Raw genomic sequence first — 12232 nt, 5'->3', positions numbered from 1 at the left:
GCTTTTCGTTGGATGGCGTATGCCCCGGGATGTTTTGCGCAAAGAGCTGGCTCGGGAGCCCGACATCCTGTTTTCTCTGTGGTATTTTCTCATCCGCTTTGTGGCCGTGCCCGTGATTGCCTTCGCGTGGCTCTGGTTATCATTAGTGCCCTGACGGCAAATAGCGACCTACCTTAGGTCTGTGATCTCTACATTGTGACCCCATTATTATGACCTCTATTCATCGAAGTGCGTTGTTACCCTTCTCGGACAAGCAGTTGTTCGCTCTGGTTAATGACGTGGAGGCCTATCCACAGTATATGGATGGTTGCGTGGGGGCATCGATCCTGCGCACTGATGCTGAACACATGGAGGCACGCCTTGATTTGGCGCGCGGCGGCATTTCTCACAGCTTCACTACGCTTAACGAACTGGTGCCCTACAAAGAAATTCGGCTGACGCTCAAGGACGGTCCTTTCGAGCAGTTTGCGGGGGCCTGGCGATTTCAGGCGCTGGCCGAGCAGGCCTGTAAGGTCTCCCTCGACCTGGAATTCAGTTTTCGCGGGGGGCTGCTGAGTGCGGCCGCTGCGAAACTGTTTGATCGGGTAACCGGCAATCTAGTGGATGCGGTGGTGCGTCGGGCCCAGGATGTCTACGGCCTATGAATGACAGCTCGGATGTTGCCGTTGAGGTGGTCTATGCGCTGCCGGATCGTCAGTCTATTCTCAAGCTCTCGGTGCCCGAGGGTACGACGGCTATAGAGGCTGCGCGGCAGTCGGGCATCGAAGAGCAGTTTGATGCGCTGACGCTTGGGGAAGATACGCGCCTGGGCATTTTTGGTCATCTGGTCGCTCAAACGCAGGTTCTTCGCGCGGGGGATCGGGTGGAGATTTACCGGCCGTTGCTGGCTGATCCCAAAGAAGTGCGAAAAGAGCGGGCGGCGCGTGCCAAGGCACGACGGGAGACTCAGTCGGCTGACTGATCGCTCTCAGCTTCTCCCAATCCTTGCTCTGCTTCGCCGTCGGTTTCAGCATTATTATTGGGGTTGGAGTCAGGGTTGGCCCAGTCCGGCAGGTAGTCACCGGTGATGTTTACCAGCCGGTCCCCTTCAAAGAAAATTCGCACCTGGGCCTCACGAATGATTTCTGTGCCGTTACGAATAACGTAGGGGTAATCCCAGCGGTCGGGCTGGAAGGTATCCTCGACCAGGGGTGACCCCATGATGAAGCGTACCTGGCGCCGGCTCATACCGGGCTGGAGTTGTTCGATCATGTCCTGGGTGACCAGGTTGCCCTGTTCGATATCGATTTTATACACGCCGGGGAAACCCACGAATCCGCAGGCACCAAGCCCTAGCAGGACGGCTGTGAGCAGCGTGACTCGTAAAATGTATCGAGGTCGGATCAAGGACTAACTTCCACTGGTGGGGTAGGGGTGGCATCATACCGATGAGTGTCCATTCAGAGAAGTGCATCCCGTATGCCAATTAGTAATCAAGACCTTCGTAGCGTTGGCCTTAAAGTCACGCTTCCGCGCATCAAAATCCTGCAGATTCTGGCGGACTCGGAGCAACATGAGCGGCACATGAGTGCTGAGGACGTGTATCAGGCCCTTCGCGATGCCGGAGAGGACGTCGGGCTGGCCACGGTTTACCGGGTCCTTACGCAGTTTGAAGGGGCGGGACTGGTAACGAGGCACAATTTTGAAGGGGGCCACTCGGTCTTCGAGCTGGATCATGGCGAGCATCACGATCACATGGTTTGTGAAGATACGGGTCAGGTGATCGAATTCACCGACCCCGTGATCGAAGAGCGGCAGAAGAAAATCGCTGAAGAGCACGGTTTTGAGCTCGTTGATCACTCTCTCGTATTGAAAGTGCGCAAGCGCCCGGACAGTAAATAAAAAGTTAGTTAAGAGTAAACCGCCAGACGCAAGCTCTCAGTCTCGACTCTCCAGCATCTCCCGCGCGTGAGCCAGCGTGTTCTCGGTCATTTTCAGACCGCCCAGCATGCGAGCGATCTCTCTGACTCGCTCATTGTCGTCCAGCTCCTGAAGCGTTGACGCCAATTGCTTGCCTTTGCCCGATTTCTCGACCTGTAAATGCTGCTGCCCCTGGGCCGCGACCTGCGGCAGGTGAGTCACGCACAGGACCTGCGCATTCCTGCCCATGTCAGCCAGAAGGCGACCCACTACCTCGGCCACAGCGCCGCCAATACCCACATCGACTTCGTCAAAAACCATGCTGGGCACGGTGGTGTTCCCGGCAGTCGCCACTTGAATAGCCAGGCTGATCCGCGATAGCTCGCCACCGGACGCGATACGTCCCAGGGGCTGCGGGTCTGCCCCCGGGTTGGTGCTGATGAGCAGCTCGACGTCCTCCGCCCCCAGGGGGTGGGGGTCCTTGCTTTCCCGTTTGCTGAGCGCAATTTTGAACTCGCAGTTGCTCATCGACAATTTTTTCAGGAGCTTGGATACTTCTTTTTCGAGTTTTGTCGCGGTTTTTTTTCGCGCGGCGCTGAGCTTGCCGGCCAGCGCTGTGTAGTCGTCAAGCTGCTGAGCGAGGGCCGCTTCCATACCCTCAACGCGTTCATCGCTGGAATCCAGCGTGGCCAGCTCTTCACTTAAAGACTGGTGATGAGCGCTGAGTTGTTCGGGCATGATGCGATGCTTTCTTGCCAGGGCGTAAATTGCCTCCAGACGGGCTTCGACTTCCGAGAGACGCTGGGGATTGTTCTCGGTGCTCGCCAGGTATTGCTGCAGCTCGCTCCGCGCTTCGCCTAGTTGAATAGCCGCAGAGTCCAGCATTTCGCGCACGTTCGCGATGGTTTTGCCTTGGTGCAGACCTTCCGAAAGAGCGGCGAGCGCGGCACGCACGCCGCTCTCATTGCTGTCGCAATGTTCGATGGCGGCCGCCGCCTGGCGCTGAATGGCATCGGCGTTTTCCAGAACGCGCTGCTCATCCTCGAGGCTCTGTAATTCCGCATCACCGAGGGCAAGCTCGTCGAGCTCACCTACCTGATAGCGCAGGAGCTGTTCGCGATCTGCCTGTTCCTGCTGATTGCTGCGCAGTGTTTCCAGTTCGTCGCGAAGCCGCAGCCATTCGTTGGCAGCGCCGCATACCCGCTGTGCCGCAGATATCTGCCCTGCGTAGCTATCCAGGAGTAGTCGCTGATATGGCCGGCGGAGCAGTGATTGATGGGCGTGTTGGCCATGAATATCCACCAGCAGTTCACCGAGGGCGGCGCAATCCTGCAGGGTGCTGGGGCGGCCGTTGATATAGGCACGGGATCGCCCTTCCCGGGTGATTACCCGCCGGAAGAGACAGTCGCCGTCCCCTTGCAGATCATGAGTCTCCAGCCATTTCTTGGCAGCGGGCATGCTGTCGATGTCAAAGCGTGCGCTGATATCTGCCCGATCCGCACCGGGACGGATGGCGCCGGGGTCCGCGCGGTCGCCAAGGCAAAGACCCAGTGCGTCGAGCATGATGGACTTTCCCGCGCCGGTTTCTCCGGTAACCACGGTAAGGCCGTCGCGAAAATCCACCTCGAGGTGCTCTACGACAGTAAATTGGCTGATAGTGATTTGGCTGAGCATAGCGGTCCGATCCCGAGTGTCTGAGGGTTATAACCCATCCGTCACAGCGCATAAACAGCAAATTTGGCGGATCTTGCCTGACGCTTTGTGTTCCCGCGGGTCTGTGCTAAAACCTTGCATGATTGATAATGGGGAGAGTTCATTTGGGTCGTGAGCTGACAGAGCGGTCAGAGACCTTGTTGAAAACCTTGGTGGCGATGCACATCCGCGATGGCAGTCCTGTGGGGTCGCAGACCCTGCGAGAGGAGGCCGGGCTGTCGGTGAGTCCCGCAACAGTCCGCAATGTGATGTCGGATCTCGAGGAGCGCGGGTTTCTCCAGTCGCCTCACACCTCCGCCGGACGTGTGCCCACAGCCCAGGGCTACCGGTTTTTTGTGGACAGCCTGCTGCAGGTCACCGACGACCCGGATCCCAGCGCCTTCGACTCCCTCCGCAAGGAGCTCAATCCCGATCGGAACACCGCCGACCTGGTGCAGACTGCATCCAATATGCTGTCCTCTATTACCTCGCAGGCGGGCGTAGTCACCGTGCCCAAGCCCACGCAGCAGCCGCTCAGGCAGGTGGAGTTTTTACCGCTGTCGGGAGATCGCGTGCTGGTGATCCTGGTAATCAACCAACGTGAGGTGCAGAACCGCATTATTCACACGCAGCGTGTGTTTTCGGATGAAGAACTGCGGGCCGCTGCGGCGCAAATCAATCAGCGCTTTGCCGGCCAGGCCCTTGCCGATGTTCAGGAGAGGGTGGAGCAGGAGCTTCAGGCGGCTCGAAGCTCCCTGGACGACTATCTATCAGCGATGCTGGACTTGGCGCAGCAGGCGCTCGCCGAAGAGACGCGCTTGTCAGATTATCTGATCGTCGGTGAATCCCGATTGCTTGAGGGAGCCAGTCCCGAGGAGCTCACGCGTCTTCGGGAGCTGTTTTCGACGCTGGAAAGCAAGCGGGATCTTTCGCACCTGCTGGAGCGCTGCTCGGAGGCCGATGGCGTCAAGATTTTTATCGGCGAGGAGGCTGGCTCCCAGATTTTCGGTGATTATTCCCTGGTCACCTCCCCCTACGGCGATGGGGCGCGCTCCCTGGGTGTGCTGGGTGTGATTGGACCCACGCGCATGGCTTATGACCGGGTGATTCCCATCGTTGATGTAACCTCCAGGATGTTGAGCGCCGCGCTGGGCCATTAGTCGTTGCTTAAGGCGGTCTCCCCTCAAGCGCCTGGCCCTCGGGTCTGAGAGTTTTTCGTCCGCTCGTCTTGTAATTTTGGGCTCTGCCCCCATTTCCGCTGAAACACAGTTATCGCCGCCGAGTTTGCGGGGATGCTCGCCTTTCTAATCAAAACACCAGGAGATCACGGTGGCGGAAGATAAACGCGATGAGGAGCCGCTGGCGGACGCGGCGGAAGAGTCAGTGACAGACGAGCAGGTATCAGAGGGCACAGAGGACGCCGGCGATGCCCCAGAGGGTAGCGCGGCTGACAGCGAGCTCTCCGCGGAAGATCAGCTCGAAAAGCTTCAGGAGGAGCTGGGATTGGCCCGCGATCAGGCTCTGAGAGCGCAGGCGGAGGCGCAGAACGCCCAGCGTCGCGCTGATCAGGACGTGGAGAAGGCACGCAAATATGCCCTTGAGCGTTTCTGCAGCGAGTTGCTCCCAGTGGTCGATAATCTTGAGCGGGCACTGGATGCCATTAACGGTGATGATCCGGCGCTTAGCTCCATTGCCGAAGGGGTGGATCTTACCCTCAAGAGTTTTGTGGGAGCCCTCGGCAAGTTCCAGATCGAGCAGGTAGATCCCGCAGGAGAGCCCTTTGATCCACAGCTCCATCAGGCCATGAGCATGATTGAAAACCCGGACGCCGAGCCCAACACGGTGCTTTCGGTGATGCAGAAGGGATACACCCTCAACGGGCGCCTCGTGCGTCCCGCCATGGTGATGGTCAGCAAGGCCCCTGCGGCGGATTAGGCTCTACCGAGGCTGGCGTCAGCAGGAAAATCAGCGAAAGGGGGAGCGGGCCGGGAAATATCATCCAACGCTCTTGAAATACACCGCTGCGGACCCACATCTAAGACAGAATTTATTGCAACGGCGGCATCTATACGTGCAGAACGTGCAGATGCCTGCAAGCCAGGAGAAACGACATGGGCAAGATAATCGGAATTGACCTGGGAACCACGAACTCGTGCGTTTCCGTACTTGAAGGCGGCAAGCCTCGCGTGATCGAAAACGCCGAGGGCGACCGCACGACGCCATCTATCGTGGGTTACACCGACGATGGTGAAATTCTCGTGGGCCAGAGCGCAAAGCGCCAGGCGGTCACGAATCCGCACAACACACTTTACGCAGTGAAGCGTCTCATCGGGCGCAAGTTCACCGATGACGTTGTGCAGAAAGATATTTCCATGGTCCCCTACAAGATTGTGGCCGCTGATAACGGCGACGCATGGGTAGAGGCCAAGGGCGAGAAAATGGCGCCACCTCAGGTGTCGGCAGAAGTGCTGCGCAAAATGAAGAAGACCGCCGAAGAGTTTCTTGGCGAGACTGTCACCGAGGCGGTGATCACTGTACCGGCGTACTTCAACGACTCCCAGCGTCAGGCGACCAAGGATGCAGGCAAGATCGCGGGCCTGGAGGTTAAGCGCATCATCAACGAGCCTACCGCTGCGGCTCTTGCTTACGGTATGGACAAAGCCAAAGGCGATCACACCATCGCGGTCTATGACCTCGGCGGCGGTACCTTCGATATTTCCATTATCGAGATCGCTGAAGTTGACGGCGAGCATCAGTTTGAAGTGCTGTCCACCAACGGTGATACCTTCCTCGGTGGTGAAGACTTCGACATGCGTCTCATCGAGTATCTCGCCGACCAGTTCAAGACCGAAAGCGGCATCGATCTGCACAACGACCCTCTGGCCCTCCAGCGTCTGAAGGAAGCGGCAGAGAAAGCCAAAATCGAGCTGTCACACTCAGAGCAGACCGAAGTTAACCTGCCGTACATCACGGCGGATTCAACCGGTCCCAAGCACCTGGTGGTGAAGTTGAGTCGCTCCAAGCTGGAGTCTCTGGTGGAAGAACTGGTGACGCGCTCCATGCAGCCGCTGAAGATGGCGCTCAAGGATGCGGATCTGTCTCCCAGCGAGATTGATGACGTTATTCTGGTCGGTGGTCAGACGCGTATGCCTCTGGTTCAGCGCAAAGTGGCCGAGTTCTTTGGCAAGGATCCCCGTCGGGATGTGAACCCGGACGAGGCGGTTGCTATGGGTGCTTCGATTCAGGGTGCCGTGCTGGCTGGCGATGTCAAAGACGTGCTGCTGCTGGATGTGACGCCGCTGACCCTGGGTATCGAGACCATGGGGGGAGTGGCTACTCCGTTGATCGAGAAGAACACGACTATCCCCACCAAGAAGTCGCAAATTTTCTCCACGGCTGATGACAATCAGACGGCGGTAACGATTCACGTGGTTCAGGGTGAGCGCAAGCAGGCGACCCAGAACAAGTCTCTTGGACGTTTTGATCTGGCGGACATTCCTCCGGCTCAGCGCGGCATGCCGCAAATCGAAGTCACCTTTGACCTGGATGCCAACGGTATTCTTAATGTGTCGGCGAAAGACAAGGCGACGGGTAAGGAGCAGTCGATTCGCATTACCGCTTCCGGTGGTCTGTCTGACGACGAAATCGAGGCCATGGTGGCCGATGCGGAGGTGAACGCCGAAGCCGATAAGCAGTTTGAAGAGCTGATTTCCGCACGCAACACCTGCGAGGGTCTGGTCAACGCTGCCAAGAAAACGTTGGAAGAAGCCGGAGAGCACGCCAGCGATGATGAAAAATCAGCCATCGAAGCGGCGATTTCTGAAGCGGAAGAGGTGGTCAAGGGCGATGACAAGGATGCCATTGATGCAGCGGCTACCAAGCTGACTGAAGCAACGGGCCCCGTGGCACAGAAGATGTACGCAGCCCAGGCTGAGGCAGCACAGGCCGAGGGCGGTGCTGAAGGCGCTGCGGAGGCCGGTGACGACTCGGGTGCCGATGATGCGGTAGACGCTGAATTCGAAGAAGTCAGCGACGACAAGAAGTAAACTTGCCGGTCCGGCGCTGCAGAAGAGTTATCTTTTGTAGTGCCGGTTCATGGGTGTTATGGGACGCGGGACTTATGGGCCCGCGTTGTCGATTTAGGAAGGGGTGCGGCCTGACCGCAAAGTGATATGTCAAAACGCGACTACTATGAGGTCCTGGGCGTCAGCCGCAGTGACGACGAAAAGGACATCAAGAAAGCCTATCGCCGGGTCGCGATGAAATACCATCCGGACCGTAATCCGGATGATCCCAAGGCGGACGAGAAGTTCAAGGAAGCCTCCGAGGCTTACGAGGTGCTTAGCGACAGCCAGAAGCGAGCGGCTTACGATCAGTACGGCCATGCGGGCGTCGAAGGGCAAATGGGCGGCGGTTTTGGCGGCGGCAGCGGCAATTTCTCGGACATTTTTGGCGACGTATTTGGGGACATCTTCGGTGGAGGTGGTGGCCGCGGGCGGGGCGGCGCACAGCGTGGTTCCGACCTGCGCTATACCCTGGATATTTCTCTGGAAGACGCAGTGCGTGGCACTACCGTCGAGATCAGAGTCCCGACACTGGCGTCTTGCTCCACCTGTGATGGCAGTGGCGCCCGCAAGGGCAGCAGTCCTACGACCTGTGGCACCTGCGGCGGTGCGGGTCAGGTACGTATGCAGCAGGGCTTTTTCCAGGTACAGCAAACCTGCCCTACCTGTCGCGGTCGCGGCAGCACGATTTCTGACCCCTGCACGTCCTGTCGCGGACAGGGCCGTGTCGAGAAGACCAAAAAGCTCTCAGTGAAAGTTCCTCCGGGCGTGGACACGGGTGACCGCATTCGTCTCGGCGGCGAGGGCGAAGCGGGTCCTGAAGGCGGCCCTCCCGGTGACCTGTTTGTGCAGATGTCGGTGAAGCAGCATCCCATCTTCGAGCGCGACGGCAAACATCTTTACTGCGAGGTTCCCATTACCTTTGCGGATGCAGCCCTCGGTGGGGAACTGGAAGTGCCCACGCTGGATGGCCGGGTGAAACTGAAGATCCCTGCAGAGACGCAAACGGGCAAGCTGTTCAGGTTGCGTGGCAAAGGCGTACAACCGGTTCGCGGCGGCGGCGTTGGCGATCTTCTTTGTCGGGCGGTGATCGAAACGCCGGTCAATTTGAACAAGCGCCAGAAGGAATTGCTCGAAGAGTTGCAGACAAGCATGGGAGAGGGTGGCCACGCCCACAGTCCTCGGCAAAAGAGCTGGTTTGATGGAGTGAAACACTTTTTCGATGAGCTCAAGCCGTGAGCGTACGCGTCGCCATCGCGGGCGGAAATGGTCGCATGGGCCGTACCTTGATCGAGCTTGTCGAGTCCAGTAACGACCTCTTTTTGAGCGCCGTAACCCTGGCTCTCGACGAGAGCGTTCCACAGCCTTCACCGGCAGCCGCCGCGCTGTATACCCACGATATAGATGAAGCCCTGGCTCGTGCTGACGTGCTCATAGACTTCACCACACCGGCTACCAGCGCTCAGCACGGGGTGGCTTGCGCACAAGCCGGCGTCAGCTGGGTTGTTGGTACCACCGGGCTCGATGAATCCCAGCAGGCCGCGGTGAATGCCGCGGCGCAGAAGGTTGCGATCTGTCAGTCGGCCAATTTCAGCACTGGCGTCAATTTGATGTTGCGCCTGGTGGAACTCGCCAGTCGAGCCAGCGACAGTGATACTGATCTGGAGGTAGTTGAGGCTCACCATCGTCATAAGGTGGACGCGCCCTCCGGCACGGCTCTGGCCATCGGTAAGGCTATGGCGGCGGGCCGCGGTGTAGCGCTGGATGATCACGCGGTGATGACCCGCGAAGGAATTACCGGAGAACGCGTTGACGGCACCATCGGTTTCGCCACGATTCGAGGTGGCGATATTGTGGGCGATCATACGGCGCTTTTTGCCAGTGAAGGCGAGCGCCTTGAGATCACCCATCGCGCCGGGACCCGCGAGGCCTTCGCGCGCGGTGCCTGTCGTGCGGCCGCCTGGCTCGCCGGCAAACCTGCCGGACTTTACGATATGCAGGATGTTCTGCAGCTGAGGGAATAGGGAAAGCTAATGATTGACGGAATGCCTGAGACGCCAGAGACCATTGTCAATATTGATGAAAGCAACGCGGCCCGCTATCTCATTGAGGAGTCTTCCCAGCGCCCGGTTGTGATCGATTTTTGGGCCGACTGGTGCGAACCCTGCAAGGTTCTGATGCCCCTGCTGGAAAAGCTGGCAACTGAGTACGCGGGCGCTTTTTTGCTCGCCAAGGTCAACGCCGATGACCAGCAGATGATCGCCCAGCAGTTCGGTGTGCGTAGCCTGCCCACGGTGATGGTGATGCGCGATGGGCAGCCGGTGGATGGCTTTGCGGGCGCCCAATCCGAGCAGGCGGTGCGGGAAATGCTCGAGAAGCATTTGCCCTCGCCCTATGACGCGGCGCTTCAGGAGGCGAATGCACTGCTTCAGGCGGGTGATGCCCCCGGTGCTGTCGCACTGTTGCGCGGCGTTTATGAGGACAGTGGACGGCGCCATGATATTGCCATGAGTCTGGTGCACGCCTTGATCGAGGCCCGGCGCCTTGACGATGCCCAGGAGCTGCTTGATGCCGTTCCCATGGTTGATCAGGATCCGCTTTATGATCAATTGCTGGCACAGCTGAATCTGGCCCGGGAGGCGTCCCGCTCCCCGGAGCTAGTGGCCCTGGAGGAGCAGCTCAAGGCTGATCCTCAAAATCTGGATTTGCTGGAGCAGATTGCCGTGCAGTACAGCGCAGCGGGACAGTTTCGCGACGCGCTGGAGAGCCTGCTGTTCATCCTGCGTAGCGACGTCAATCACAAGGACGGCGCGACGAAGAAAGCACTCCTCGATACCATTGCATCGCTGGGGAAGGGCGACCCCTTGGCGGCGGAGTATCAGCGCAAGTTGTTCAGCCTGCTGTACTGAGCGGCTATTCTTAGTCGGCACTCGCAGGCACCGACTTTGCAGCTGTAAAAGTCTGTACTCCACCACTTTCTCTCTTCTTTGGGGGCCCTCCGTCACGTAGTTTTTGGGCCATGCAACTCTCGTTGTTGCAAGCTTGTACGTAGTGACAAAGGGCGCTAGAGTACTGCCGCTAGGAAAAACATACTCCAAATTCAAAACCACGGAAATCTGCGATTGTTTTATCCTTCCGTGTGTCAATTCCGGCCCGCAAGGCCAAGCAACAGGAGAACCAAACTGTGGATACCAGTTTTTCAGCCGAGGAACTCGCCTTCCGCGACGAAGTCCGGGCATTTTTTGATGAGGCTTACACCGACGATCTCCGTGCCCGCATGGGTGACAGTAAGCAGTATCGTGAAGCGATTGTTGAGTGGCAGAAGAAGCTAAATGAAAAAGGTTGGGTCGCACCTGGCTGGCCTGTTGAATACGGCGGCACCGGATGGACACCCACGCAGAAGTTTATCTACGAGTCCGAGCGCTCGGCGCGGGGCATTCGCGACGTGGTGCCCTTCGGTTTAAATATGGTGGCCCCGGTCATCTATACCTTTGGTAATGAAGAGCAAAAAGCACGCTTTCTGCCGCGCATCCTCAGCAGCGATGACTGGTGGTGTCAGGGGTACTCCGAGCCGGGTGCCGGCTCCGATCTGGCGTCCCTAAAAACCAAAGCTGAGCTCGATGGTGATCATTACGTGGTCAATGGCGCAAAAATCTGGACCACTTACGCGCAGCATGCGGACTGGATTTTCTGCCTCGTGAGAACAAGCAGCGAGGGCAAGAAGCAGCACGGCATCAGCTTTCTGCTCATTGACATGAAGTCCGAGGGCATCAAGGTTAACCCCATTGAGTCCATCGATAATCACCACAGCCTGAATGAAGTTGAATTCAATAATGTTCGCGTTCCCGTGGAAAATCTTATCGGTGAACAGGACAAGGGCTGGACCTACGCCAAGGCACTGTTGGCCCACGAGCGGACAGGTATTGCCGGCGTGGCAGACTCCAAGCGTGCGCTCCGTGAGGTGCGTCAACTTGCGGAGGCTGAGGTGAATGGCGGCAAGGCATTGATCGATGATCCCCTGTTCCAGAAGCGTTTGTCAGATATCGAGATTGAGCTTATGGCTCTTGAGTTCACGGATCTTCGCGTTCTTGCATCGGTGGCCGCGGGCGGTGCACCGGGTGCTGAGTCTTCACTGCTCAAAATTAAGGGCACGGAGATCCAGCAGCAGGTACAGGAGCTGCGTATGGATGTTGCAGCGCACTACCAGGGTGTGCTGCCGACAGAGCTCGACAGCAATGTGATCGGCCACGATTTCGGTAGCGCTGCGCGTCAAAGCTACATGTATGGTCGCGCGGCTACGGTTTATGGCGGCTCAAACGAGATCCAGAAAAACATTATTGCCAAGGCTGTGCTGGGCCTCTAAGGCGCCGGACTAACGCAGGAAAAGGGCAGGAGATAAGTTATGAATTTTGATTTTTCCGAAGAACAGACCATGTTGCGTGACAGCGTCGCGCGTTTTGTTCAGGACGATTACGACTTCGACACCCGGCGTGGCATCGTTGCCAGCGACGAGGGGATGAGCCGTGAAGTTTGGCAAACCTTTGCAGAGCTCGGCTGGCTGAGCGTGCCCTTCGCAG

General features: G+C 58.1%; 13 protein-coding genes. 11 read left to right on the top strand and 2 right to left on the bottom strand.

Annotated elements, in window-relative coordinates; translation table 11 throughout:
* The first annotated feature begins 209 nt into the window (after positions 1-209).
* On the top strand, positions 210-644 hold the full coding sequence (locus ACTG3T_RS08380; protein ID WP_439101816.1) for a type II toxin-antitoxin system RatA family toxin: 435 nt from the start codon (positions 210-212) through the stop codon (positions 642-644).
* Positions 641-961: an RnfH family protein gene (locus ACTG3T_RS08375; RefSeq protein WP_439101815.1), complete on the top strand. Its 321-nt coding sequence runs from the start codon at positions 641-643 to the stop codon at positions 959-961. Before ACTG3T_RS08380 ends, ACTG3T_RS08375 begins: the two co-directional genes overlap by 4 nt.
* Here the strand turns inward: ACTG3T_RS08375 and ACTG3T_RS08370 are convergent.
* The gene (locus ACTG3T_RS08370; RefSeq protein ID WP_439101814.1) at positions 946-1386 is read right to left on the bottom strand and encodes an outer membrane protein assembly factor BamE; all 441 of its coding nucleotides are present in this window, start codon (positions 1384-1386) and stop codon (positions 946-948) included. The genes ACTG3T_RS08375 and ACTG3T_RS08370 overlap by 16 nt on opposite strands.
* A gap of 72 nt (positions 1387-1458) precedes the next feature.
* On the opposite strand from ACTG3T_RS08370, the gene fur reads away from it, so the two are divergent.
* Complete coding sequence (gene fur / locus ACTG3T_RS08365) at positions 1459-1881, top strand: ferric iron uptake transcriptional regulator (protein ID WP_439101813.1); 423 nt, start codon at positions 1459-1461, stop codon at positions 1879-1881.
* A 36-nt stretch (positions 1882-1917) separates the two neighbouring features.
* Here the strand turns inward: fur and recN are convergent, their stop codons facing one another.
* Positions 1918-3573, bottom strand: a complete 1656-nt coding sequence (gene recN, locus ACTG3T_RS08360) for a DNA repair protein RecN (RefSeq protein WP_439101812.1) — start codon at positions 3571-3573, stop codon at positions 1918-1920.
* A gap of 143 nt (positions 3574-3716) precedes the next feature.
* Between recN and hrcA the strand changes: the two genes are divergently transcribed.
* The 8 genes from hrcA to ACTG3T_RS08320 all read left to right on the top strand — a co-directional run.
* Positions 3717-4751: a heat-inducible transcriptional repressor HrcA gene (gene hrcA / locus ACTG3T_RS08355; protein ID WP_439101811.1), complete on the top strand. Its 1035-nt coding sequence runs from the start codon at positions 3717-3719 to the stop codon at positions 4749-4751.
* 169 nt (positions 4752-4920) lie between these two features.
* Complete coding sequence (grpE, locus tag ACTG3T_RS08350; protein WP_439101810.1) at positions 4921-5526, top strand: nucleotide exchange factor GrpE; 606 nt, start codon at positions 4921-4923, stop codon at positions 5524-5526.
* A 176-nt stretch (positions 5527-5702) separates the two neighbouring features.
* Positions 5703-7637, top strand: coding sequence for a molecular chaperone DnaK (gene dnaK / locus ACTG3T_RS08345; protein WP_439101809.1), 1935 nt, complete (start codon positions 5703-5705; stop codon positions 7635-7637).
* Between the two features lie 126 nt (positions 7638-7763).
* Positions 7764-8894, top strand: coding sequence for a molecular chaperone DnaJ (gene dnaJ / locus ACTG3T_RS08340; protein ID WP_439101808.1), 1131 nt, complete (start codon positions 7764-7766; stop codon positions 8892-8894).
* Positions 8891-9679, top strand: a complete 789-nt coding sequence (dapB, locus tag ACTG3T_RS08335) for a 4-hydroxy-tetrahydrodipicolinate reductase (protein WP_439101807.1) — start codon at positions 8891-8893, stop codon at positions 9677-9679. Before dnaJ ends, dapB begins: the two co-directional genes overlap by 4 nt.
* A gap of 9 nt (positions 9680-9688) precedes the next feature.
* A complete protein-coding gene (gene trxA / locus ACTG3T_RS08330; protein WP_439101806.1) occupies positions 9689-10564 on the top strand; it encodes a thioredoxin in 876 nt (291 codons plus the stop codon).
* Between the two features lie 275 nt (positions 10565-10839).
* Entirely contained in the window at positions 10840-12018 is a 1179-nt protein-coding gene (locus ACTG3T_RS08325; protein ID WP_439101804.1) for an acyl-CoA dehydrogenase family protein, read from the top strand.
* 39 nt (positions 12019-12057) lie between these two features.
* Positions 12058-12232 (top strand): acyl-CoA dehydrogenase family protein (locus ACTG3T_RS08320; protein WP_439101817.1); only part of this gene is annotated, 175 nt, incomplete at its 3' end.

It is taken from the genome of Congregibacter sp. (assembly GCF_965660375.1).
Taxonomy (GTDB): Bacteria; Pseudomonadota; Gammaproteobacteria; order Pseudomonadales; family Halieaceae; genus Congregibacter.
The sequence above is the reverse complement of the archived record's forward strand: the minus strand, read 5'-3'. Positions and strand labels throughout refer to the sequence as shown.